This window comes from Bacillus sp. MRMR6 (assembly GCF_001940785.1).
GTDB lineage: Bacteria > Bacillota > Bacilli > Bacillales > Cytobacillaceae > Neobacillus.
The window spans coordinates 1-24414 of the sequence record NZ_MSLS01000007.1; the positions used below are offsets into that span (position 1 = coordinate 1).

Sequence of the window (24414 nt, forward strand, 5' to 3'; positions counted from 1 at the left end):
TTATAAAATTATTATTAAATTAAAATTATTATTATTTAATATTGATTTTTAAGATATTTATTTTATAATTTAGGTAGTTCCAAACAAATAGTTATGAGGTGATCTGATGCACACCGCTACCGTGTAGGTGCTAATCATAATCAGCTGCCGATTAACAGACCAAAAGTAGAAGTAAACAACTATCAGCGTGATGGTCAAATGCGTGCGGACGACAATGGCGGCCGTTCAGTGTATTATGAGCCAAATAGCTATGACGGTCCAAAAGAGGCACAAGAAGCGAAAACTACTACTTTCACAGTAATGGGTATAGCAGAAAGTGTTGCTTATGATCATAATGATCACTACACACAAGCCGGTGACCTTTATCGTTTAATGGATGAAGAAGAGCGTACTCGTTTAGTAGAAACCATTGTTGGTGCCATGAAGCCTGTTGTAAGAGATGATATTAAGCTTCGTCAAATTCAGCACTTCTATAAAGCAGATGCAGAATATGGTGAGAGAATCGCAAACGGTTTAGGTCTAGCAATAGCTCTAGAAGTTAAATAATAGATTAGTAGTAGAAGGTTGTTCAAATTTGAACAGTCTTTTAATTTTTTGACTTTTTATACAATAGAGTAATTGTAATAAATTTACAGTTGTTGGAAAGGATTATAGGTATAATGGTGTGGAGGAGCCGGGCCCGTTGATCAATTTAAATATTATTTATACTTTAATTTTTATTTTTGCTGCAATAAAGTGGGGCGATTGGAGAAATTGGAAGCACTATTATCCGACTTTTTTATTTTGGATTGTTGTGGATCTTTTGTACCAATTTTTATTTTTTCAGTATAGCATGTGGGAATATGTTCCAGTTGGCAGTGACAAAGCATGGGCTAAGCATACTCATATTACCTTATTGATTATGTTAATAAAGTATCCAGCTACACTAATAATCTTCCTCGGTCATTTACCAGGAACTAATGTGAAAAGATTCATTTATATTCTATTTTGGACCTTTTTATATGTGGCAATTGAAAAAATCGACTTAATTTTAGGTGGGATTATGCATAAACATGGCTGGAACCTATGGTGGTCGAGCTTATTTAGCCTAGTGATGTTTACAACTTTAGCTATTCACTATAAAAGGCCGCTTATTGCTTGGGTTATTTCAGTTCTTTTTTCTATATTTTTATGGAATATATTCAATATCTCGCAAAGTATTTTAAAATAAGAATAATTAAAGGAATTTTTAAGATAGAGTTCGAATATTTAAATTATAGAGGAAAAGGGGGAAGTTCAGATGGGAATAAAAGTAATCGAAAAACAGGAAATGAAGGTGGTCGGTATTTCATGGAATGGTCCATATTCGGAATTAAACGAAATTCCAAAGCTTTTTAATAGAATGGATTCCCGCCTTGGTGAAGTGTGTTTTCAGACGGGTGAATCAATCATGGTTGCTCCCTTACACATTCGGGAAACAGAGCTGACCTACTATGTAACCGCACCTGTAGATAGAATCGAAAATATCCCAGAGGGAATGGTTGGTTTTTCGATTCCTAAGAGGAACTATGTTGTTGCTACCCATGTAGGGAAGTTAGAGGAAGTAGAAAGTACTTACTCTCGCATTTTTGAATGGATGAAAGATTACGGGTATGAAGTGGACGAGCAAGCTTTGAGTTTACAAATATATAACCAAGAGCATAAAGAGGAAAATGCTGCAGGAAAGTTACATTTTGAGGTTCTTTTACCTATTAAATGTTATAAATACTAATTATCTCAATAAAATTTGACATATTGTTAGACGTGATTACAAATTATTGCTATCATTAGGTAATAATAAAATGAATATGTTCCTTCGGGGTCAGGTGAAATTCCTAACCGGCGGTGATGAAGCTTATGCTTCTTAGTCCGTGACCCGGTTAACCTATGGTTAAGCGGTGGATCTGGTGAAACTCCAGGGCCGACAGTTAAAGTCTGGATGGGAGAAGGAAAAAAAGTACGGTTATAAAAAAGGGATAAGTTTACCCTTTTTTAAGCCCTAATTTCTTATTGCCTTTAAAGGACCCTGAAGCGATTGTCTCTTCAGGGTCCTTTTTTATCTCCTTTTAAGGGTATTTATTTCGCTCGGTACATATTACATGAATGTTGCTTCAAAATTAACTAGTGGATCAGGTAGGCATTTATATTCTGATTACTGAGAACCTAAGTAAGGAGACCAGATAGATATGTTTACGGGTATTATTGAAGAAATTGGGTTGGTCGCAAATATCCAGCGAACGAGTGAAAGTTTTGTTCTAACAATTGAGGCCAGTAAGCTCCTTGAAGATGTGCATCTCGGTGACAGTATTGCTGTGAACGGGGTATGTCTTACCGTTACAACATTTTCGAATAAGCAGTTTACCGTAGATGTAATGCCTGAAACAGTGAAAGCGACGAGCTTGAAGAGTGTAAAACGGGGTTCAAAGGTGAATCTAGAAAGAGCGATGGCGGCAGGCGGCAGGTTTGGCGGGCATTTCGTATCTGGCCATATTGACGGAACTGGCACGATCAAAAGTAAAAAACATCATGAAAATGCGGTTTATTATGAAATTGAGGCAGACGAAGAACTGCTCAAGTATGTCATTCTAAAGGGATCTATAGCTGTTGATGGGACAAGCTTGACGGTGTTTGGTGTGACAGAAAATAGCTTTACTCTTTCACTGATTCCGCACACTCTATCAGAGACGGTATTAGGGTTTAAAGGTCCAGGTGAAATTGTTAACCTTGAGAGTGACATGATTGGGAAATATGTAGGTCATTTTATAAACGGTCTTGCTGCCGGTAATTCAAATAAAAAAGGTCCTGCAGGCATCACGGCTCAATTTTTAGAAGAGAACGGGTTTGCATGAATAGTAAATATCTAATAAGAAGGGGAGTTGTGTTATGTTTGACTCTATAGAAGAAGCAATCGCTGACTTGAAGGCAGGAAAGGTAATAATMGTCTGTGATGATGAGGATAGAGAAAATGAAGGAGATTTTCTTGCGTTAGCAGAAAAAGCAACTCCTGATGTGATTAACTTGATGGCTACTCATGGAAAAGGGTTAATCTGTGTACCCATCGAGGCTGAGTTGGCAAGAAAGTTAGATTTGATTCCGATGGTAACAAAAAATACCGACCCGCATGGTACAGCCTTTACGGTTAGTATCGATCATAAGTTTTCAACAACAGGAATTTCTGCATTTGAAAGGTCCGCAACAGTATTAAGTATGATTGACCCTGAGTCAAAACCATCTGATTTCAAAAGACCGGGACATATTTTTCCTTTAGTTGCTAAAAAAGGCGGGGTTTTAAGGCGAACAGGACACACGGAAGCAGCTGTTGATTTTGCTAAACTTTGTGATTCACAGCCTGCTGGAGTAATTTGTGAAATTATGAATGATGACGGAACCATGGCGCGTGTTCCTCAGCTGAGAAAGATTGCGGATGAGTTGAACATGAAGTTGGTTACGATAAAGGACTTAATTGAATATCGCAATCGAAAGGACAATTTAGTTAAACGAGAAGTTGAGATTCAATTACCAACAGAATTTGGAGACTTTAGAGCCATTGGCTATTCAAATCTTATCGATGAAAAGGAACATGTGGCAATTGTAAAAGGGGAAATTAATCCAGAAGAACCGATCCTCGTCAGAGTACATTCTGAATGTTTGACGGGTGATGTTTTTGGTTCATACCGTTGTGACTGTGGTCCACAGCTCCATGCTGCCCTAAGTCAAATTGAGCAAGAGGGAAGCGGGGTACTTTTGTACATGCGTCAAGAAGGCCGAGGCATTGGGCTTTTGAACAAAATGAGAGCGTATAAGCTTCAAGAACAAGGTTTTGATACGGTCGAGGCGAATGAGCAGCTTGGGTTTAAGGCTGATTTAAGAGAGTATGGAATTGGTGCGCAAATTCTAAAAGACCTAGGTATTAAAAAAATGCGATTGCTAACCAATAACCCGCGTAAAATCAAAGGTCTCAAAGGATATGACCTAGAGGTAATTGACCGGGTAGCTCTGCAAATGGAGATGAGGAAGGAAAATGCAAACTATTTAAAAACAAAGCAAGACAAGCTGGGTCATTTATTTCATTTTTAATATGTTGACTGGAACGAAAATCAAAAACAAGAACTATAAATTATTATTGGAGGAAACTATCATGGGAAATCTTTTCGAAGGAAATTTAGTTGGAACAGGATTAAGGGTCGGAATCGTGGTTGGACGTTTTAATGAGTTTATTACAAGTAAATTATTGGGCGGTGCTCAGGATGCTCTAAAACGACACGGAGTAAGTGATGACGATGTAGACATCGCTTGGGTTCCGGGTGCATTTGAGATTCCTTTAATCGCTCAAAAAATGGCTTTAAGTAAAAAGTATGATGCCGTTATTACCCTTGGAACGGTGATTCGCGGTTCAACTCCACATTTTGATTATGTCTGTAATGAAGCAGCTAAGGGAGTTTCTGCTATAGCATTGTCCAGCGGTATTCCTGTTATTTTTGGTGTTTTAACTACCGACTCAATTGAACAAGCCATTGAGAGGGCAGGTACGAAGGCTGGAAACAAGGGCTGGGATGCTGCCAATTCAGCGATTGAAATGGCTAATCTTTGCAGAAACCTAGAGCAATAATCCGTACATTTTAAAGGAGACATGCAGTTTTTGTATGTCTTCTTTGGCTAATAGGAAAGTATAAGAAAAACTAAGGCACTCGCCTTCAGGACTTGGCGAGTGCCGAGTTTTTCTAATAAAATCTATATACAAATATAAAAGTTTTCTACTATAATGGACATACCATAAAAAATAGAATACTTAAAACAGGTGCTAAGTGTTTTGTACTTAGCTTAATAGGGAAGTTGGTAAAAAGCCAACGCGGTCCCGCCACTGTAAATGTGAGCAACCTATAAAAAGTCACTGTCAAATGACGGGAAGACATAGGAAGCAATGAGCATGAGCCAGGAAACCTGCCTGTTTTTGACACCAACAGCCTACGCGGATAGGAGAGTGTTAAGACTATAAATGCATTTACTGCGTTTACTTAACATAGATAACTCCTCCTCCTACATAGGGGGATTTTTTTATGGGGACTTTTTTAAACAAGAGAGAGGGAGAAACAGACATGATGAGTAAACAAAAAAAAATCTGGTTGGTACTGCTCCTAGTAGTCAGTATGCTTACAAGTGGTTTCCAAGCACCGGTATTGGCAGCAGAGCAATCGGCCGGGAGCACCGTTAAGGTAATAGGAGCCGACGAGGGCATTCCACTTCAAACTGAAACCGTGGTAGAGTTAACAGGGAGTGAAAATGCAACTGAGGCATTGATTAAAGCAGTTGGGGAAGAAAATGTTGAATTTTCAGACACAGCATATGGAAGAATGCTGAATGGTATAAAAGGATTAAAGGCAGAGGGTACCCATTTCTGGGCATTCTATATTAACGGAATAATGGCTCAGGTTGGAGCCGACTCCTACAAGGTAAAGCAAGGAGACAAATTAAGCTTTAGGTATACCGATTGGACGAAGCCAGCGGAGAATACAGCCTCTTTGAAAGTTTTGGATAAAGCTGATCAGACTTTAAATGATTCACCAGAGATAACGTTTTTTGACAATCCTACGGCATTCGACCTGCTGTTTGTTACGTTAGGGTCGGATAAGGTCGAATATCTTGATACACAGTACGGGAAAATGATTACCAGTGTTAACGGGATTGCAGCAGAAGGAACCTATTTTTGGGCATTCTATGTTAACGGCCAATCTGCGACTGTTGGAGCGGACAGCTACCAGCTTCAGGCTGGTGATGAAATTAGCTTTAAGTACCAATCATGGGAAGATGCTCCAGCGGATGATGACAATGATAACGGAACAACCCCTCCAACTGAAGGGACAGTTTCTGAAGCAGAACTAAATCAGTCTGTAGAAGCAGCCACACAATACGTATTAAGCCATGAGATCACTGAGTGGGAAGCAGTTGCTCTAAGGGGAGCAGGAAAAACGATTCCGTCTAATTACCTTGAAAAAGTAAAATCCATTATAAAAGAAAGACAAGGAAATTTCTCACGTATTACAGACACGGAGAGATATGTTCTTGGAATTCTTGCTGCCGGAGCTGATCCTACAAATATTGAAGGATATAACCTAGTTGATAGTATTTACAACGGTAATGTAACAAAACAAGGCTTAAATGGAGTAGCCTACGCACTTTTAGCTTTAGATAGTGCTAATTTTGAGCTTCCAGCTTCAGCTAAATGGTCAAGGGAAGGTCTTGTGAATTATTTACTTGAAAGGCAAAATGCAGATGGCGGCTGGGCATGGGATGGCAGTGCAACCAGTGACATCGATACCACTGGGATGGTGTTAACAGCCTTAGCTCCATATAAGAAACAGTCAGAGGTCTTAGAAAAGGTTGAAGTGGCAGTACAATATTTAGCAGATAAGTATAGTAAGGCGAAAATTGATAACAGTTCCACGGCCTCCCAGGTCATCATTGCCCTTTCAGCACTCGGAATTGATAGCAATGGTTCTTTATTTAGAAAAGATGACATCAGCTTACTTCATTACTTAATAAGCTTTCAAAATGCAGATGGCGGCTTTGATTGGCAGGGTGGAGATGTTAGTGATGTATTCTCTACTCAGCAAGGGATTCAGGCGGTAGTTGCCTATCAGTTATTTAATCTAGGCAAAGGTTCACTTTATCATTTACCAGTGATTGCCCAAGAACCAGTAACAGATGATCCAGTTATCGAAAAACCCGAAACTGATAAACCAATTACTGAGTCTCCAGTAGTAGAGAAAACAACTGAACAACCTAATACAAACAGTCATAAACTTCCAAATACAGCAACAGAACATTACAACCTTCTAGTAGCAGGTGGATTATTGATGCTAATCGGTAGTTTATATTTCTTTATGCAAAGACGCAGGAAAGCTTAATCGTTTTTCCTTGAAATCAAATACCCTCCTGTGAAATACAGGAGGGTAACAGAGGAGGAAAAGTTTGTGCGGCAATATTTAAAGTTAGCAACCTTACTTTCGATATTATTTCTCACTTTTAGTATAGCCGGCTGTGGTACAAGTGCAGAATCTACTAAAGATACTAAGCCAGTAGAAGATCCGATTGAAGTGGTAAAGGAAGTTACCAACGAGTCGAAAACCGTTGATGAACAAGATCAAGTTTCAGAGGAAACACCTAATGCGGATACTTCAGCGGCGGAAGAATCCGAACAGCCAAATACAGCAACAACCCAAAGTAATCAAAAAACATCTACTAACGGCTCAAGCGGTTCAAATAATTCTGGGACCACCACTAGTAAAAGTTCAACTGCTTCTACAACAACAACAACGAAACCTGCTCAACCAAGTAATTCGCAGCCAGCAGCAGGTACAACTTCAACTCCTCCTACAACTACACCCGTAGAGGAACAAAAGCCTGTTGCAACAGTTACAATCTCAATCGTTGGTCCAAAAGATCGTGGAACGATATTAGGCGCAACGAAGATGACGATGCAAGAAGGGGATACTATACTAACTATTCTTTCACAGGCAGCAAAAAAACATAATATCCAGATTGAAACCCGCGGCAGCGGATCTACTGCATATGTCGAAGGTATTGATCATATTTACGAGTTTGATTACGGTATGAAAAGTGGCTGGGTATTCTCTCACAATGGCGCTAGTATTACAAAAAGTATAGGGGTTATTCATGTAAAAGACGGTGACCGGATTGAATGCTACTATACTGAATAGTTTATTGGAGGAGAAGTAATGGAAAATCGATTGGAACGATTCCATCCGCTTGTCCCTTTTCTCTATTATGGAGGCTCAATTTCCATATTCCTGCTCTTTCTACATCCGGTCTTTTTACCCCTTGGGTTTATACTAATTTTAATAATCAACTATATGCAGGATCGTTTAAATGGAATTAGGACCTGGTTGTTTTTAATGCTGACAACCGTCGTTCTCATCATGGTCATGAACCCTCTATTTAATGAACGAGGAAGGCATCTTTTATTTGAGATTGCAAACCACAAAATTACGCTTGAAGCAGTTATTTATGGTGGAATGAACGCACTGAGCATAGTCGGTGTTATGGCTGTTTTTATCTCCTATAATCTAATTATGACACCTAATAAGTTATTATTTTTATTTGCAAAGTTCCTGCCTCAGTTTGCCGTTCTTCTGATGCTGACATTAAGATTTATTCCCTTAATGCGAAGGAGACTGGAAGAAATCATGATGGTCCAACAGAGTAAAGGATTATCGGTTATACATGGGCCTTGGAGCGCAAAGCTTAAAAATGGAATGTTATATGTCCAAGCATTGTTAACGTATTCCTTAGAAGAAGCCATTCAAACAGCTGACAGTATTAAGGCTAGAGGGTATGGAGTTGGACACCGGACTTCTTATGAATATTTTAAAATTAGAAATGCAGATAGTACAGCGATTATTTTTCTTTCCATTCTTTTATTAACAATCGTATTTGCGAGATTATCTGGATACGGCTTTTTAAGCATATATCCGGTAATGGAGTCTTGGCAGTTAGCCTGGCAAGATATGGTTACCCTTATGTTTTATTTGCTTTTCTTAAGCTTCCCACTTCTAGTTGAAATAGGTGAAATGCTCCGATGGCGTTTATCAAAATAAATCAATTCAATTTTACTTATCCAGACCGGTCAGAACCCGCCATTAGGAACCTTTCTTTTTCGATTGAAAAAGGTCAATTTGTCGTTCTTTTTGGGGCATCGGGATCGGGGAAGAGTACTTTATTAAAATGTTTAAAAAGAGAAATACAGCCGCATGGTAAGCGTGCAGGTGACATAATCATCAATGGTCTGGATGTTAACAATTCAAGTGGATTATCGAATGAAATTGGTTTTGTTTTTCAAGATCCTGAAAACCAAGTAGTAGCTGATGATGTATTGCATGAAATTGTTTTTGGATTAGAAAATATCGGTTTGACTCCTAATGAAATGAGAAGCAGAGTGGCAGAAATGGTTCACTTTTTTGGGGTAGAGCCCTTGCTTCATAGGAAAACCCATGAGCTTTCCGGTGGGAAAAAACAGCAAATTAACCTGGCTTCTGTTTTGGTTATGCAGCCTGACATCTTATTGTTAGATGAACCAACGGCACAGTTAGATCCTGTAAATACTAGAGAATTTTTCGATATCCTTAAAAGATTAAATGATGAATTTGGTATGACCATTATTATTGCCGAACACCGGCTTGAAGAGGTTTTCACCTTAGCAGATAAAATTGTCATGCTCGATAAGGGTGAAGTCCAATTCGAAGGAACTCCTGAAGAAGTTCTTGTGGATGTTTGGAATACTAAGAACAAAGCGTATGTTCCTAGTATACCATCACTGTTTTTCAGTATGGGTGGCAAGGGAAAGCTGCCGCTAACTGTAAAACAAGGGCGGGATTGGACTGAACAGCAAACGCTTATATTTAAAAAAGAAACAGAAAAACATCCGGTGACATTAGGGAAGGAATGGATTAAAGCGAAAAATCTTTTTTTTCGCTATGATCGGAAAACGGAATATGTCTTGAAAGACTTGGATTTCTCACTTAAAAAAGGAGAGTTTTTTGCTTTATTAGGTGGGAACGGTTCTGGGAAATCGACTTTATTAAAGCTAATAGCTGGGTTGGTAAAGCCTGAACAAGGAAAGTTGCTTTATAATGGAATATTTACCAATACAAAGAAAACCAACGAAATCGCAAAAGTGGTTGGTTACTTACCGCAGAATCCAAAGTTATTTTTTATTCAAGATACTGTAGAAAAAGAAATCCAAGAAACGATGCTAAAGTGGGGAATTCACGACAAAAGTGAAGTCAGTCAACTAATCGAAGAGCTGGGCATTTCGCATGTATTGTCTAGGCATCCCTATGATTTAAGTGGCGGTGAGCTGCAGAAAGCAGCTTTGGCATGCCTTTTAATCAGAAAGCCACAACTTCTTTTACTAGATGAACCCACAAAAGGACTCGATCCAATCTCAAAGGAAAGCTTTTCGATGATCGTCAATAAGTTAAATGGAGAAGGCATTACCATTCTAATGTCAACCCATGATATTGAATTCGCTGCTAAATACGCTACAAAATGCGGTATGATGTTCCAAGGGAATATTACCTCGCAAGGAGACCCTGATACATTTTTTAATGGAAATTTCTTTTATTCAACCATGATCCAGCGGTTATTCCGCCATGTGCCAGGATCCTCACTGACTACTGTTGAGGAGGTACTAAAGCAATGTACACCAGCAGCCGGAAGGTAACAATGATTGTTCTCATAATGGCTGCCGTTCTTCTACTTGCGGCTGGTTTTTGGTGGGATGAGCAATACCTGTGGTTAAGCATAGGGATGACGATTATTGCTGGACTAATGTTTTTAAATCGTTTTGAAGGTCGAAAAGTGGAACCTCGGGAGTTGGTCCTGCTGGCTGTCCTAGCTTCGATTGCTGCAGTAGTTCGTATCCCATTTGCAAGTATACCAAGCGTGCAGCCAACCACCTTTGTGATCATGATGTCAGGATATGTGTTTGGTGCTGAAAGTGGATTGATGATAGGAACTGTAGCCGCTCTCGCCTCGAATATGATCTTAGGACAAGGTCCGTGGACACCATGGCAAATGCTCGCTTGGGGTTTAGTTGGGTTAAGCGCAGGAATTCTGCGTAATACAAATTTTATGAAAGCAAAATGGGGGAAAATCGTTTTTGGAGTTGTATGGGGGTTCCTATTCGGCTGGATCATGAATCTTTGGGGGTTGCTAGCATTTACCCAATCAGGAACAGTAGTCACAACTGAGACACTTTTACTTTATTTTGCAGGAAGTGCAATATTTGATTCAATGCATTCGGCATCCAACGTCTTCTTTCTATTATTATTTGGGAACATGTGGGTAAAAACCTTAACAAGATTCAAACGGAAATATGGTCTGCTCGAATAACTGAAAAAGGTCAGGCAGATGCACTGCGTGACCTTTTCATATGAATAACAAAACTTTCTTTTAATTATCTCCCAAACTCTGCAATTTTTTTACAAAAATATCAATACCTTCCCCAATTGCATCGAAAGTTTTCCCAATTGCTTCCTTCCAAACAGGCGCTTGTTCGTTAATTTTTTCGCCAATCTTTTGCGCATTTTCATTTAGTTCCTTAGTAATTTTCTCTGCCTGCTCTTTAAATTCGACTCTTGCCTGTCCTTTGCCGGCTAATTGGTCATTCACAGATACCACATCAAAGCTCATCTTTGGCCAGTGTGGGAGGGATGTCTTCATGATTTCTTTGAAAATCGGGACGACATTACCGGAACTGTTGCTTGGTAAATAATGCTGACGGTCGGTTTGATCATAGCCAATCCAAATGGCTCCGACCAGATTAGCTGTATAGCCCACCATCCATTGATCCTTTGTTCCACTAATGTCTGCGTAGGGCAGCTGGGTTGAACCTGTTTTCCCTGCTAACTGGACTTCGGGTATTTGAGTCTTCTTACCTGTACCAGTTTCGACAACATTAAGGAGCATAGAAGTGATATCGTCTGCCACGTCCCTAGATGTAACCTTCGTTGTCTTTGCTTCTCGCTCTGCAATCACATTTCCAGTGGGTCCGACAATTTTTGTGATTAAATGGCTGTCGCTTTGCTTTCCGCCATTTGCAAAGGCAGAGAAGGCATTTGCCAGTTGAAGCGGAGAAATCCCTTTGTTCATCCCGCCTAGAGCAAGTGCCAGGTGCCGATCTTCCTTTTCAACTGGAATGCCGAATCGCTTGAGAGAATCAATTCCCTTTTCAATGCCCATCTCGTTTAACAGCCAAACGGCAGGAATATTCAAGGACTCCTCTAATGCCTTATACATAGGGACTTTGCCCTGGTAGGTTCTTGAAAAGTTCTCCGGTTTATAGTCACCGAATGTGGTGGATTCGTCCACTAATTCAGAAGTATACATATAACCCGCTTCAAGTGCCGGAGTGTAAACAACTAGAGGTTTAATCGTTGAGCCAGGCTGTGCGCGCAGCTGTGTTGCACGGTTGAAGCCTCGAAAAACATGCTCGCCACGTCCGCCAACTAAGGCCAATACACCTCCAGAAGCAGGATCCATCAGAACGGAACCACTTTGGACGATTTCTCCACCCATTCCTTTAGGAAATAATGCGTTATTGCTGTACACCTTCTCAAGACCTGCCTGTAGGTTTTGGTCAAGTTCGGTGTATATCCGATAGCCTCTTGTTAGGATTTCTTCCTGAGTTAAGCCATATTTGGAGATTGCTTCATTTAAAACCGCATCGACATAATAAGGGTATGTTCGTTCAACTACACTGCCTGTCCCAGCATTCAGCTTGATTTCTTCCTCTTTGGCAGCTGTGTACTCCTCGTCCGTTATCATCCCGTGTTCCTTCATTTTCCCTAAGACCACATTTCTGCGCTTTATCGATAAGTCATAGTTTTTGGTTGGATCAAGGTAATTTGGAGATTGGAGCAAGCCTGCAAGCAATGCAGCTTCACTGATGGTCACATCTGTAATCGGTTTATTAAAATATTTCTTTGAGGCACTGCCGATTCCCCATGCCCCGCTGCCAAAATAAACTTGATTTAAGTACATTTGCAGAATTTCGTCTTTTTTATAGACTTTTTCAATTTTCACGGCTAAAAATAACTCTTCTGCCTTCCGTGTATATGTTTGTTCAGGAGAGAGTAGGGCATTTTTTGCAAGCTGCTGTGTAAGTGTACTGCCGCCTCCCGTTATTCGTCCTGCGAATATATTACGAAAGAAGGCACGTGCTATTCCCTTTATATCAAAACCACCATGCTCATAAAAGCGCTCATCTTCTATGGCAACAACTGCGTTCGGGACGTATTTTGGCAGCTTGTCAACGGTCACACCCTGTGTCCGGTTGGTAGCGACATTGCTGGCGATTTCTTCCTTTCGGTCATATATAACGGTAGGCTGACTGAGACCTTCTTTTAGAGACTGAACATTCGCCTGTGTCGCAAGCCAGCCGAAGTACACGATGGTTGCTAATACGATGACCAGAATGATTAATAAAAAAATTTGTGTGAGATGCTTCTTTTTCCAAAATAAGACAAGCTTCTCCCAATAGGGCTTTAATTTCTCCATACTAACTCCTTTCAGCAAAAGGGTCCTGCAACCATTATAAATTTTCCAGGGTATAAAGAACAAATTTTAACGTTTTTACTTTTTTGTAAAAATTTATTTTTCAGTGATTTTTGTGGACAACCATTTTCTACCGTTAGCATATGTTAGTTACTAGAAAGAATTAATCTTTTTGGCAAAGGAGATGATGATAAGATGATCAACTGGAAAGTTCGTTTTCAAAATCGCAATTGGGTAATCGCATTTGTTGCACAGTTGTTTATAGTTGCTCAAATGCTGCTAGGCGGTCTAAATTCTTTAGGTATAACAGATTTTCAGCTTTCAGATGCGATACAAGAGTCAATTCTGCTCTTCATAAATGCAATCTTTATTTTGTTATCCATGCTAGGTCTTGTACAGGACCCAACGACTAAGGGGATTCGAGATAGTGAACGGGCGATGAGATATACAAAACCAAATTAACGATAAGGCGGAATACTTGAAAAATTAGAAAAATATATTCATACTAAGGATAGAAATAGGAAAATTCTAGGATATTTTATACTAACCAACTAACATACTACGAATTTACTCATTCTTGGTTACACTTTCGAATAGGGTTCTATATCCAGTTGGAAAGGGGAACTTATTATGTGGTTTTGGATTGCAGGTTGTACTGGTATTTATTTAATTTTCATTATTTTTGAGGAACTGAATTATTTCTTCTGGAATCGATATGTTTATGGTCCAAAACAAGTACTGAGGAAGAAATGGATTCGTAGAATAGTAAGAGGTTACTATTTTACAAAGAAATATATCGATAGAAATACCCAACAACACTCATCAAATTATAAAAAGATGAGCTCGCTATAATGCGGGCTCATCTTTTTAATGGTCAGAATCTTCTTCAACCGAAGCGGAGGCATTTTTCTTTTTTAAGACGGAAAAGTAAGAACGAATAACAACTGACAAAGTAAAGAGAATGACCACGATGTATTCCCCAGGCTCCATTACTCGAAAAGGGTTGGTAGCTTTTTGAAAGACCTCTGAAAGGCTTGTACCCATCAATAAATCAAGGGCTATAATAAGAAAAATTAGTGAAACAGCTAATAAGCCAGTAACCATCAAAATTTTCAACACCAGCACCCTCACACTCGTATTTCCTTTTTATTGTTCCGACCAATTCGCCGAATATACAAAAACCTCCCTTAGATTCATTAATCAGTAAATTTTGGATAAACTAAGTTATCTTGGATATTCTAACCATGATATTAAATGGTAATGATCTTTCGCTAGTGAGGTGATCCCAAGTGTCGATATTATCAAAAATTCTTAAGAAGAATAAAAAGAAAAAAGGGCAGAATGATAATTTTCGTCAAAAGCAAGATCCACAAAAACCAGAAGATTTATCCATACTTAGGGATTATCAGCAGAATATCTCAAGAGTAAAAGAAGAATTTGGCGGTAGTACCGATATTGTCATACGGGAATTTAAAGTCGGCAGTCATAAAGGTGCTACTGTTTATGTGGATGGCTTAGCGGACAGCAAAGTCATTAGTGATTTTATATTAGAAACTTCTATGGAAAAAGCTGAAATGAATGAGCCAATTGATTTTTTTCAGTTCATGATTGATCAGACAGTGGCGATTGGGAGTATTAATACGATTACCAACTGGAATCAAGTTTACGATACTGTGCTATCTGGTGATACTGTCATCTTTTTAGATGGCTTTAATAAAGCGATCTCGGGTGAAACAAAGGGGTGGGAAAAGAGGGCCGTCAGTGAACCCACTACACAATTGGCCATCAGAGGCCCGAAGGATTCCTTTACAGAAACTTTTAGGACCAATACAGCTCTCATTCGGAGAAGAATAAAAAGTCCCAACCTCTGGCTAGAGTCCATGAAAATTGGTACCGTGACTCAAACAGATATAGGAATTATGTATATTAAAGGAATTGCAAATGAAAAAATTGTAAAAGAGATAAAAGAGCGGTTAAATCGAATCGAAATTGATGGCATCTTAGAATCTGGTTATATCGAGCAGTTAATTGAAGATCAAACTTGGACCGCATTCCCAACAATATACCATTCTGAACGGCCAGATGTTGTAGCATCACAGCTGTTAGAGGGGCGAATTGCCATCGTAGTGGATGGTACCCCATTTGTTCTGACAGCACCAGCCGTTTTTATTCAATTTTTTCAAGCCCCTGACGATTATTATTCACGCTTCGATATATCAACAGGGATTCGTCTTTTAAGGATTCTAGCCTTTTTTATTGCCCTTATTGGACCAGCTTTGTATATTGCTGCCACAACCTTTCATCAAGAGATGATTCCAACACAGATGGCGATAGCAATTGCGGCCCAACGGGAAAATGTCCCTTTTCCAGCGTTTGTGGAGGCACTCATAATGGAGGTAACCTTTGAAATTCTAAGAGAGGCAGGCTTAAGGCTCCCTCGTGCCGTCGGTCAGGCCGTATCCATTGTGGGTGCCCTTGTTATTGGACAGGCGGCAGTTCAAGCGGGCTTTGTTTCTCCGGTAATGGTCATCGTTGTTTCAATTACCGCCATTGCTAACTTTTCTACACCGACCTTTGCGATGGCGATTGCAGCAAGATTAATTCGCTTTGTGCTGATGGGATTATCTACTTTTTTAGGGTTTTATGGAATTATGCTGGGGTTAATTTTTATGACCCTTCATTTATGTGGACTTAGATCTTTTGGGATACCCTATATGTCCCCTTTAGCACCTTTCAATTGGAAGAACCAACAAGATGTCTTTGTTCGTTTTCCTATTTGGGCGTTTAAAAGTAGACCTCCTTTAATAGCTAAGGGCAATACGATTATGTCTGGGGAAAATCAAAAACCAGACCCGCCAAAAGAATCCCAAATTGAGAAACAAAATCCTACAAAAGGTGATCAGTAGTGAGGAAAATAAAATGGTTCTTGACTGTACTTATTTTGCAAGTACCGATTCTAAGTGGCTGCTGGAATCAACAAGAATTAACTGACTTAGCGTTTGTCATGGGAATCGGAATTGACAAAGGTTCGGAAGATTATAAATACGAAGTAACCTTTCAAGTAGTAATTCCAGGTAATGTTGCTACTGGAAATGAAGGCGGTGGCAGCGGAGGCGGAATACCGGTTGTAATTTCAAAAAGTGAGGGGGACACTTTAACTGAAGCCGCACGGAAAGCTACTAAGTCTATTTCACGCCGCCTCTATTATGCGCATTCAAATTTAGTCGTTATCGGTGAGGATCTTGCAAAAGAAGATATTCTTGATACGTTAGATGCACTTGAACGAGATCCTGAATTTAGAACTACCTCACAAGTTATTATTGGCAGAGATTCAAAGGCTGAAGAAATATTAACGACCTTAACCAATATAGATAAACTGCCAGTTGAAAAAATTACAAAAGGGCTAAAAGGAACTGAAAAAAGGCTAGGTGAAAATATCCAAGTATCAGTGGATGACTTAATTAGTGCGATAGTTAGTAAAGGCAAAGAACCCTTAATATCGGGTTATAAAGTATTTGGAAAGAAAGAAAAAGGAAAGACAAATGAAAATCTTGAAACAACGGCACCGCCCGCAAGATTAGATGTTGATGGTATGGCCATTATAAAAGATGGAAAGTTAATTGGATGGTTAGATAATGAAAATGCAAGAGGTGCCGTCTGGGTATTGGATAAGGTGGAATCAACAGGAATCAACATCGATTGGAATGGTAAAAAGAACGCGGTTAATGTGATACCAATTCGTTCAAAAACAAAAGTTTCTACGGCAGTTAAAAATGGGGAGCCCCGAATAACGGTTTTTGTCGAAGAAGAAGGAAATTTAAGTGAGGCCAATACCGCAATTGATCTTATGGATCAAAAAGTCATTATGAAGTTAGAAAAAAAAGTAGAAGAAAAAATAAAAATGCAAGTGGAAGGCGCAATCAAAGAAGCTCAAAAACAAAAAAGTGATGTATTTGGCTTTGGAGAAAAAGTTCATCGAGCAGATCCAAAGTATTGGAAAAAGGTCCAAGATGAGTGGAATGAACATTTCGCAGAAATTGAAACAGAGGTTAAGGTAGACTTCCATTACCGCCGTTCTGGTATACGAACGAATCCTTTTTGGTCTGACCTATAAAAAACTCTATTCAGGGGGATGGTGAAACAAACCGATGGTAAAAGTAAATGCGGGTCAGCTATTTGTTCTAGTTGTGCTGTTTGAGATGGGCAGTGCAATTCTTGTTGGTTTAGGAAACTCTGTAAAACAAGATGCCTGGATTGCCATTCTCTTAGGCATGGCAGGAGGTGTGCTACTTTTTTTAGTTTATCATCGTCTGTTTCAGTTCTATCCAGACCTTCCCCTTACAAGTTATACCCAAAAAATCATGGGTAAATTGATCGGCAGATGTATTAGCTTCATGTATATTATCTATTTTATGTACAGTGCCTCAAGGGTGCTTCGTGACTTTGGCGAACTGCTCACAACCACGATATACTCTCATACACCACTTTTTATTATGAATACCCTCATGATTATCACGCTTATTTATGGTATTCAAAAGGGGTTTGAGGTGCTTGCAAGAACGGGGGAGCTCTTTTTTGCAATTATTTATTTGCTGGCGATTGTTGGTATTTTATTGATAACTTTTTCTGGATTAATTCACCTTGAGAATTTACTGCCCATTCTCGAGAACGGCTGGATGCCGGTTATTAAATTGACACTAGTACAGACGGTCACCTTCCCTTTTGGTGAAATGATTGTTTTTACGATGTTTCTTCCCTTGTTAAATGAACCCAAAAAAGCAAGATCAATCTGTATATTTGGTATTGTTCTCAGTGGAATAAATATAGCGATTACAAGTGCAATCAATGTCACGACATTGGGTGGAGACCTTTTTGCCCGCTCACCGTACCCGCTGTTATCAACCATTAGTAAAATTGAAATGGCTGATTTTATTGAACGGCTCGATATATTTTTCATGCTCTATCTAATTATTGGCGGTTTTTTTAAAATCGCATTGTATTATTACGCAGCAGTTGCGGGAATTGCAGATATTTTCAAATTTGAGGACCATCGCAGAATTGGAACACCAGTCGGTTTACTCATCCTATTTGCTTCTGTTACAATTGCAGCAAACTATACCGAACATATCAATGAAGGGCTGAAGGTGGTTACGATTTACTTGCATTGGCCCTTTCAAATCATCATTCCTTGTTTACTTTTGGTGATTGCGTTTATTCGCAATCGTAAGATAAAAACCTCCCAACAAAAAGACAGTTCTTCACAAGTATAAGCTTAATATAAAAACTGCCTTGACCAGGATAGTCAGTGGCAGTTTTTTAAGATTCTAGGCTAAAACTTTAGATTGCAATAGACTTGCTTGGGACTTTGGAAGTGAAATACTAACGGTTGTCCCTTGATTGATTTCACTGTCAAACCTTATGGTTCCTTCATGAGACTGAACAATTTTGGAGCTCACCGTCAAGCCAAGGCCTGTTCCTTTTTCCTTAGAAGAGTAGAAGGGTTCTCCAATCTTTTCAAGGCGGTCCTTCGATATACCACAGCCGTTATCCTTGATGGTAATAAATATATTATCCTCAATTTGTTCGAGGGCAATGCTAACTGTGCCACTATTATTTGTTGCTTCAATAGCGTTTTTAATAATGTTAATAAACAATTGTTTTAGTTGGTTTGGTTCGCATTCAATTAGTAAATCCTTCTTAGGGAGGTTTACGTTTATTTGGACATTGTGTAGACTTGCCTCTACACCGAGTAGTGATATGACATCATTTAATAGTTTTTGAATGTTCGTTGTGGTGAATTTAATATGTTGGGGCTTAGCCAGTAATAATAATTCACCAACAATGTAATTAATCCGGTTTAATTCATCTAACATGATTTGATAGTAATTCTGATGTTGATCATCTTCCTTTTGTAAAAGCTGAACAAACCCTTTTAAGGAGGTCAGTGGGTTCCGGATTTCGTGTGCAACGCTCGCAGATAACTCTCCAACTACCGAAAGCTTTTCGGTTCTGCGGAGACGATCTTCAGCTTCCCTTAATTCGGTTATATCCCGTCCTATAACGACTAATCCTTCTCTATTTCCTTCTTCGTCAAACAGGGGAATCTTGATTGTATTAAAGGTCTTAGATGTACCATCAGGAAGTGGGACCACTTCTTCACAGTGTGTTACTTTCCCTGTTTTCCAAGTTTCCTCGTCAGATATCACACAATTTCTCAGTGCATCGGCATAAAATTCTGTATACTCAGCTAATTCTGCATCCGTTTTACCGCGATAGTCGACTTTTTCTAGCTGAAATAACTTTAAGCCAAAATCGTTAGACTGAATCCACCGGCCCTCTCCGTCTTTAAAATTTACAAAATCGATCATAGAGTTAATTAAGGTTGATAACCGCTTCTCTTCTTCTTTTGTGCTATCTAATTCTTCCTTTTTCAAAAAGAAAAAATAAATGATACTGCCTGTTACAAGGATATAAAAAATCTCCTTCGACCTCTCGAAATAATGGGTGTATTCGGAAGAGATATAATAAACAGCTACATAATTACTCACATAAATCCAAATAAAGCTACTAACAAAGTACAGGAATAGGATGTTCTTTTTCTTCAAGGAAATTCTCCTGTTCTGATAAGATATATCTTCCATTTTACTAGAATTTTTAGAAGAATGAAATGCCTTATAGCTGGGAATCTTTGTAGCTTTATAAAAAAAGAAAAAACGGCTAATGATAGAATTTAGTAAATATTAAGAATAAGGTTACAAATCGGTAACATTTAGCTAATGAATTGTTTACCCGATTGTAACCCTTTATTTTTGAAAAAAAAGTATGATTTGAAGGAGGATAATCATCCACACTACAATCTATAAGAACTCGTTTTGATGAAACAACAAATTTAAAAACGAGGAGAGGTCCAAATTGGAAGCTATTTTTAATGAATTATATAAAAAATATCACAACGACCTGTTTAATTTTCTGTTTTATATGATACAGAGCCGGGAACAAGCAGAGGACCTGGTCCAAGAGGTATATATACGCGTATTAAAATCATACCAGAACTTTAACGGTGACAGCAGTGAAAAGACCTGGTTATTTGCCATTGCCCGCAACGTAGCGATTGATCACTTTCGAAAACAAAAGGGCTGGAAACAAAAAATGATTACTAAATGGGAATTAGTTGATTTACCAATAAAGGATGATTCACCGCAGCCAGATGAAGTGGTGTTTCATTTAGAAGAAAAACTATTAGTGTATAAGTGTCTTGAGAAGTGTTCTATTGACCAAAGAAGTGTCATTCTACTCCGCTTTATCCAAGAGCTTTCGATTATTGAAACAGCTAAAGTGCTTGGCTGGAAGGAAAGTAAAGTAAAAACTACCCAGCACCGTGCAATCAAACATTTAAAAAATCTAATGAATGAAGTGATTCAGAAAGAAATGGCTGGCTGAATCGATAGTCCCTTACTGTTTACATATTTCCTGCAGGAAAAACTTTTCTAAGTTATAGTGGAGATGTAAAATAATAGAAGGAACCTATTATGATTAATTGTGAGGGTAATAGAATGAAGGATGGGATAATTTTAGTGGTGGAGGATGAGGTGCCAATTCGCAAGTTGATTGGTTTCAACCTTCAAAGATCCAATTTTGATGTAATGGAAGCGGAGAATGGGGAGGAAGCAATTAGGCTTGTTCATGCCCACTCTCCTTCACTCGTTTTGTTAGATTTAATGTTACCTGATACCGATGGATTTGAAATCTGTACAAAGCTAAGAGAAACCCACCCTGAATTGCCAATTGTAATTGTTTCTGCCAGGGGGCAGGATATGGAAAAGATTATGGGTCTTGAGCTGGGTGCTGATGACTATATTGTAAAGCCTTTTAACCCTTTAGAACTGGTAGCAAGGATTCGTTCTGTACTCCGCAGGACCAGTCAGACTTCCCCAAAACTGCCCCCAAGTACGGTGGAAACAGGTCCATTTGTATTAGATTTAAAGACGCAGCGCCTATATAAAACGGGTGTAGTAATAAAATTAACCGCCAGAGAATTTCAGTTAGTAAAGTTATTTTTTGAACGATTAAATGAACCAATTACACGAGATCAACTTTTAGATGGAATCTGGGGAATTAATTATTTTGGAGATCCAAAAACGGTTGATGTTCATATTCGAAGATTACGCGAAAAAATAGAAGAAGATCCGTCTAATCCACAATTTTTAATCACCATCTGGGGTTTTGGTTATTGCTTTCAGGGAAGTGCGAAAAAGGAATGAAGAAGGGCATTAAGCGGAGGGTTGTATGGAGCTATTTACTCTTAATTATCTTTAGTGTTGCCCTATTTGAAGCTATGATTCTATCTTCTTTAAGATTGTATTACATGGATGGTGTGAAACAAACATTACGCGACCAAGGCACCATGTTCTCTTCCTTTTATGAACAAGAGATTATTGACGATAAGCTGAAGGTGGATGCGGAAAAGATGCTCAACCACTATCGGTTTATCATTGAGGCACAAGTACAGCTTGTAAGTGATAAGGGAATGATTTTAGCAAATACACATGAAACTACGGAGCATGATGTTTCAAAATATGAAGATGTAAAAGCAGCTTTAAATGGTATGACAGGATATTTAGACACAATGTTAAATGATGAGCGAATATTAGTGGTTACGCAGCCGCTTAAACGAGGTAATACTATCATTGGTGCCATCAGATTTACCACTTCTCTTGTCCAGGTAAATAAGGTATTCACTCAAAATACTTTATTATTATTATCCTTTGGTGGAATTGTTATTTTAGCCGCGGCAATTATCAGCTTCTTTTTAGCAAATACGATTACTAAACCTGTTAGTGTCATTACCATGGCAGCGGAACAAATGGCTTCAGGAAAACTTTCAACCAGAATACCGAAAGAAAAGGACGATGAAATGGGCAAACTGGCGGATACCTTGAATTTCATGGCAAAAGAAATCGAACGGCATGAGCAACTGAAAAATGAATTTATTGCCTCTATATCCCATGAACTACGGACTCCTTTAACGTCGATAAAGGGATGGGCAATTACCTTACATTCAATGTCTGAAGATCAGTTTTATCATGAGGGTCTTGATATAATTTCAAATGAAAGCGACCGACTTAATGACTTGTTAAATGAGTTACTAGATTTTTCAAGTCTTTCCTCTGGCAAACTGCCCTTAGTCTTTAAACAAATTAATTTATCATCCTTAGTAAAACAGGTTGTTCAGCAACTAGAGCCAAGAGGGATAAGGCAGGGAGTTAAATTTACCACATTAATAGGAGAATCAATTAAGTTAGCGGTCGATCAAAACCGGCTCAAACAGGTATTAATGAATCTACTAGACAACGCCCTTAAATTTACACCAAGCGGTGGTGAGATTACAATTAAGCTGGATAAGGATGAGCAGAATGCCATCTTGCATATTGTGGATACAGGAATAGGCATTTCTGATGAAGAGTTAAAGCTAGTGAAAGGAAAATTTTACAAAGGGAATTCTCATGCATCAGGCAGTGGATTAGGGTTGGCGATTGTTGATGAAATTGTGCAAGCTCATTACGGTCACTTCACCATGAAAAGTCAAGAGGGTGTTGGAACTACCATTGAAATCCGACTTCCATTCGTTCATTTAGAGGTGAAGAAATGAGAAAAATAGCAGTTTACATTCTATCAATCATATGTTTACTTACAGGCTGCAACTTATTTACAGACCCAGAAAGTTTAATACAGCCGCCTAAGGAGGCCAAGGCCAAAGACCAAGATGAGGACTTGCTGTCAATCGCTAGAAGAAATCTGCCAAAAGGAACTGAGTTATTTGTCCCTAATGGACCAGTCGGTACTGAGTCAGTCATTAGTGTCGACCTTGATGATGACGAGCAGGATGAAGTCCTTGTTCTATACAAGTCGACCATACATCAAAATCAGGTTGGGGCATTTGTTTTAAAAGAAACTAAGAATGGTTGGGACAAGGTATTTGCGAAGAATGGTCCGGGTTCGGTAATCAGTTGGGCAAGTGCATCAGATGTTACAGGAGATGGCAGAAAAGAGATTTTAATTGGATGGCAGCTGACAACCTCCTCAGAAAATACACTTGAAATCTTTCATTGGAACAAGGGAAAATTAACTAGTTTAAGAGAGTTGAGTTACAACGAGTTAGAGGCAGTTCAATTTGACAATGACCCAAAGACACGGCTTGCGATATGGAAACGGGATATGGCCGATGTCTATAAAATTGATTTGTTAGGTTGGAATGGAGATGCCTTTGTTACAGATCGAACCTATTACCCAGCATATTTTCAAAAGGTAATTGCATATTACCAGAAAAGGACGTCAGAGGTGCCGGATGCTGCTTATTACTGGTATTATTTAGCAGATGCCTATCTGAAGGCGAATCAAAATGAATTGGCACTGGAGGCAATTGAAAAAGGTCTAAAAACTAAGTCAATGGTACCAACGAAGGATTTCTTTGAACAATTAAAAAAACTGGCAAAAAATAACCAGAATACTCTTGGGCAAACGAAAGAAACAAACATAAGGTTTACTAGTTTAGAAGATGAATTGGTGATAAAAAGGGTAACGAAAGCGGCCCAGCAATACTGGTATGTGACGAGTGGCGGCAAAATGCCTGATGGTATTGTTAATATCGTCAACATAAATAATAATGAATACCGATATTTAGGAACTGACTTAGACACGAATGCTAAAATGCAAAATTATTTATCCCGTTCTTATACAATGGATGCGATTCAGGGCTTTTTAAGAAGAGTGAAAATCTTTGAGTACTTTGGAAAATTAGTTCAGCCAAATGCGGATGGCGGTTCGATTTTAAACTACGAATTAGCTGAAATTGTCCAAAAAAAAGACAAGGGCAATGAAAAAGAATTTGACATTAAAGTTCCATTAGGAAACAGTCTATCCTATGAAGTGGTTCACATAAGCTTTCAAAAAACAGAAAACGGCTGGCGCATCTTTTCAGAACCAGGAACATTTTAAAATGCAGAAGCAGAAGGTCACTCATACCTAGCTGCTTCTTACATTCTTTTATATAAAATTGATAAAAAGGCGAATGATAAGGAAAAAAATTGAGTTGATGAAAATAATCGACGAAATGACCCAAAGGATAAAGGTAAGGAATTCTCTTAAACTGCTCTCTTTAATAAGATATTTCTTTAACATTACCTTCCCTGCTTTCATTCAATATGGCTATAAGACTATCGTATATGAAATAACAAAAGCATTTGTATCAAAACAGTTAAAAATGATTACAAAAAGGTAAAAAGGGGATGTATCTTACAGAAAAATTTTTCTCTAAGGGTAGAT

Annotated in this window: 22 protein-coding genes, 1 pseudogene and 2 riboswitches; of the genes and pseudogenes, 20 read left to right on the forward strand and 3 right to left on the reverse strand. The window is 38.7% G+C overall.

What is annotated here, in order from left to right; all coding sequences use genetic code 11:
* Positions 1-105 precede the first annotated feature (105 nt).
* From BTR25_RS09055 to BTR25_RS09105, 11 genes and pseudogenes are all read left to right on the forward strand, one after another.
* Positions 106-546: pseudogene (locus BTR25_RS09055) on the forward strand (catalase-related domain-containing protein); the annotation flags it as partial.
* A 136-nt stretch (positions 547-682) separates the two neighbouring features.
* Entirely contained in the window at positions 683-1210 is a 528-nt protein-coding gene (locus BTR25_RS09060; RefSeq protein WP_254842666.1) for a CBO0543 family protein, read from the forward strand.
* A gap of 69 nt (positions 1211-1279) precedes the next feature.
* On the forward strand, positions 1280-1750 hold the full coding sequence (locus BTR25_RS09065) for a GyrI-like domain-containing protein (protein ID WP_075687753.1): 471 nt from the start codon (positions 1280-1282) through the stop codon (positions 1748-1750).
* A 76-nt stretch (positions 1751-1826) separates the two neighbouring features.
* Positions 1827-1973, forward strand: a riboswitch (FMN riboswitch).
* Positions 1974-2204: 231 nt separating this feature from the next.
* The gene (gene ribE / locus BTR25_RS09070) at positions 2205-2867 is read left to right on the forward strand and encodes a riboflavin synthase (RefSeq protein WP_075687754.1); all 663 of its coding nucleotides are present in this window, start codon (positions 2205-2207) and stop codon (positions 2865-2867) included.
* 34 nt (positions 2868-2901) lie between these two features.
* Entirely contained in the window at positions 2902-4095 is a 1194-nt protein-coding gene (locus BTR25_RS09075; protein ID WP_075687755.1) for a bifunctional 3,4-dihydroxy-2-butanone-4-phosphate synthase/GTP cyclohydrolase II, read from the forward strand.
* Between the two features lie 61 nt (positions 4096-4156).
* Positions 4157-4627: a 6,7-dimethyl-8-ribityllumazine synthase gene (ribH, locus tag BTR25_RS09080; protein WP_075687756.1), complete on the forward strand. Its 471-nt coding sequence runs from the start codon at positions 4157-4159 to the stop codon at positions 4625-4627.
* 170 nt (positions 4628-4797) lie between these two features.
* A riboswitch (cobalamin riboswitch) is annotated at positions 4798-4981 on the forward strand.
* Between the two features lie 94 nt (positions 4982-5075).
* Positions 5076-6923 carry a DUF4430 domain-containing protein gene (locus BTR25_RS09085; RefSeq protein WP_075687757.1) on the forward strand — a complete coding sequence of 616 codons (1848 nt, stop codon included), beginning with the start codon at positions 5076-5078 and terminating at the stop codon, positions 6921-6923.
* 66 nt (positions 6924-6989) lie between these two features.
* Complete coding sequence (locus BTR25_RS09090; RefSeq protein ID WP_075687758.1) at positions 6990-7736, forward strand: DUF4430 domain-containing protein; 747 nt, start codon at positions 6990-6992, stop codon at positions 7734-7736.
* An 18-nt stretch (positions 7737-7754) separates the two neighbouring features.
* Positions 7755-8633 (forward strand): energy-coupling factor transporter transmembrane component T, encoded by an 879-nt coding sequence (locus BTR25_RS09095; RefSeq protein WP_075687759.1) that lies wholly within the window; start codon positions 7755-7757, stop codon positions 8631-8633.
* Positions 8615-10258, forward strand: coding sequence for an ABC transporter ATP-binding protein (locus BTR25_RS09100; RefSeq protein WP_075687760.1), 1644 nt, complete (start codon positions 8615-8617; stop codon positions 10256-10258). The genes BTR25_RS09095 and BTR25_RS09100 overlap by 19 nt, the downstream gene beginning before the upstream one ends.
* Positions 10234-10929 (forward strand): ECF transporter S component, encoded by a 696-nt coding sequence (locus BTR25_RS09105; RefSeq protein WP_075687761.1) that lies wholly within the window; start codon positions 10234-10236, stop codon positions 10927-10929. Before BTR25_RS09100 ends, BTR25_RS09105 begins: the two co-directional genes overlap by 25 nt.
* Before the next feature lie 60 nt (positions 10930-10989).
* Here the strand turns inward: BTR25_RS09105 and BTR25_RS09110 are convergent, their stop codons facing one another.
* Positions 10990-13095, reverse strand: coding sequence for a PBP1A family penicillin-binding protein (locus BTR25_RS09110; protein WP_075687762.1), 2106 nt, complete (start codon positions 13093-13095; stop codon positions 10990-10992).
* 192 nt (positions 13096-13287) lie between these two features.
* Here BTR25_RS09110 and BTR25_RS09115 point away from each other — a divergent pair, with 192 nt between their 5' ends.
* Together BTR25_RS09115 and BTR25_RS09120 are read left to right on the forward strand one after the other, a co-directional pair.
* Positions 13288-13554 carry a phage holin gene (locus BTR25_RS09115; RefSeq protein ID WP_075687763.1) on the forward strand — a complete coding sequence of 89 codons (267 nt, stop codon included), beginning with the start codon at positions 13288-13290 and terminating at the stop codon, positions 13552-13554.
* A gap of 168 nt (positions 13555-13722) precedes the next feature.
* Positions 13723-13944, forward strand: coding sequence for a hypothetical protein (locus BTR25_RS09120; protein WP_075687764.1), 222 nt, complete (start codon positions 13723-13725; stop codon positions 13942-13944).
* Between the two features lie 15 nt (positions 13945-13959).
* On the opposite strand, the gene BTR25_RS09125 is transcribed toward BTR25_RS09120, so the two are convergent.
* Positions 13960-14208, reverse strand: coding sequence for a YczF family membrane protein (locus BTR25_RS09125; protein WP_075687765.1), 249 nt, complete (start codon positions 14206-14208; stop codon positions 13960-13962).
* Between the two features lie 173 nt (positions 14209-14381).
* Between BTR25_RS09125 and BTR25_RS09130 the strand changes: the two genes are divergently transcribed.
* Genes BTR25_RS09130 through BTR25_RS09140 form a run of 3 tightly spaced genes read left to right on the forward strand, consistent with a single transcriptional unit; the run spans position 14382 to position 18362 of the window.
* Positions 14382-15998: a spore germination protein gene (locus BTR25_RS09130; protein ID WP_139311205.1), complete on the forward strand. Its 1617-nt coding sequence runs from the start codon at positions 14382-14384 to the stop codon at positions 15996-15998.
* Entirely contained in the window at positions 15998-17206 is a 1209-nt protein-coding gene (locus BTR25_RS09135) for a Ger(x)C family spore germination protein (protein ID WP_075687766.1), read from the forward strand. Before BTR25_RS09130 ends, BTR25_RS09135 begins: the two co-directional genes overlap by 1 nt.
* Positions 17207-17240: 34 nt before the next feature.
* The gene (locus tag BTR25_RS09140; protein ID WP_075687767.1) at positions 17241-18362 is read left to right on the forward strand and encodes a GerAB/ArcD/ProY family transporter; all 1122 of its coding nucleotides are present in this window, start codon (positions 17241-17243) and stop codon (positions 18360-18362) included.
* Positions 18363-18416: 54 nt separating this feature from the next.
* Here BTR25_RS09140 and BTR25_RS09145 read toward each other — a convergent pair whose 3' ends face one another.
* Positions 18417-19697, reverse strand: coding sequence for an ATP-binding protein (locus BTR25_RS09145; protein ID WP_175596733.1), 1281 nt, complete (start codon positions 19695-19697; stop codon positions 18417-18419).
* A gap of 307 nt (positions 19698-20004) precedes the next feature.
* Between BTR25_RS09145 and BTR25_RS09150 the strand changes: the two genes are divergently transcribed.
* The 4 genes from BTR25_RS09150 to BTR25_RS09165 all read left to right on the forward strand — a co-directional run bounded on the left by BTR25_RS09150 (position 20005) and on the right by BTR25_RS09165 (position 24087).
* A complete protein-coding gene (locus BTR25_RS09150) occupies positions 20005-20532 on the forward strand; it encodes an RNA polymerase sigma factor SigX (RefSeq protein WP_075687769.1) in 528 nt (175 codons plus the stop codon).
* Between the two features lie 113 nt (positions 20533-20645).
* A complete protein-coding gene (locus BTR25_RS09155; RefSeq protein WP_075687906.1) occupies positions 20646-21353 on the forward strand; it encodes a response regulator transcription factor in 708 nt (235 codons plus the stop codon).
* Entirely contained in the window at positions 21323-22741 is a 1419-nt protein-coding gene (locus BTR25_RS09160; protein WP_254842667.1) for a HAMP domain-containing sensor histidine kinase, read from the forward strand. The genes BTR25_RS09155 and BTR25_RS09160 overlap by 31 nt, the downstream gene beginning before the upstream one ends.
* Positions 22738-24087 (forward strand): DL-endopeptidase inhibitor IseA family protein, encoded by a 1350-nt coding sequence (locus tag BTR25_RS09165; protein ID WP_075687770.1) that lies wholly within the window; start codon positions 22738-22740, stop codon positions 24085-24087. The genes BTR25_RS09160 and BTR25_RS09165 overlap by 4 nt, the downstream gene beginning before the upstream one ends.
* Positions 24088-24414 lie beyond the last annotated feature (327 nt).

Excerpts from the sequence above, each read along its gene's own strand:
- BTR25_RS09155 (WP_075687906.1), top strand. The coding sequence starts at position 20,646 with ATGAAGGATGGGATAATTTTAGTGGTGGAGGATGAGGTGCCAATTCGC.
- BTR25_RS09065 (WP_075687753.1), top strand. The coding sequence starts at position 1,280 with ATGGGAATAAAAGTAATCGAAAAACAGGAAATGAAGGTGGTCGGTATT.
- ribE (WP_075687754.1), top strand. The coding sequence starts at position 2,205 with ATGTTTACGGGTATTATTGAAGAAATTGGGTTGGTCGCAAATATCCAG.
- BTR25_RS09165 (WP_075687770.1), top strand. The coding sequence starts at position 22,738 with ATGAGAAAAATAGCAGTTTACATTCTATCAATCATATGTTTACTTACA.
- BTR25_RS09115 (WP_075687763.1), top strand. The coding sequence starts at position 13,288 with ATGATCAACTGGAAAGTTCGTTTTCAAAATCGCAATTGGGTAATCGCA.
- BTR25_RS09100 (WP_075687760.1), top strand. The coding sequence starts at position 8,615 with ATGGCGTTTATCAAAATAAATCAATTCAATTTTACTTATCCAGACCGG.
- BTR25_RS09105 (WP_075687761.1), top strand. The coding sequence starts at position 10,234 with ATGTACACCAGCAGCCGGAAGGTAACAATGATTGTTCTCATAATGGCT.
- BTR25_RS09095 (WP_075687759.1), top strand. The coding sequence starts at position 7,755 with ATGGAAAATCGATTGGAACGATTCCATCCGCTTGTCCCTTTTCTCTAT.
- BTR25_RS09120 (WP_075687764.1), top strand. The coding sequence starts at position 13,723 with ATGTGGTTTTGGATTGCAGGTTGTACTGGTATTTATTTAATTTTCATT.
- BTR25_RS09085 (WP_075687757.1), top strand. The coding sequence starts at position 5,076 with ATGGGGACTTTTTTAAACAAGAGAGAGGGAGAAACAGACATGATGAGT.
- ribH (WP_075687756.1), top strand. The coding sequence starts at position 4,157 with ATGGGAAATCTTTTCGAAGGAAATTTAGTTGGAACAGGATTAAGGGTC.
- BTR25_RS09110 (WP_075687762.1), bottom strand. The coding sequence starts at position 13,095 with ATGGAGAAATTAAAGCCCTATTGGGAGAAGCTTGTCTTATTTTGGAAA.
- BTR25_RS09140 (WP_075687767.1), top strand. The coding sequence starts at position 17,241 with ATGGTAAAAGTAAATGCGGGTCAGCTATTTGTTCTAGTTGTGCTGTTT.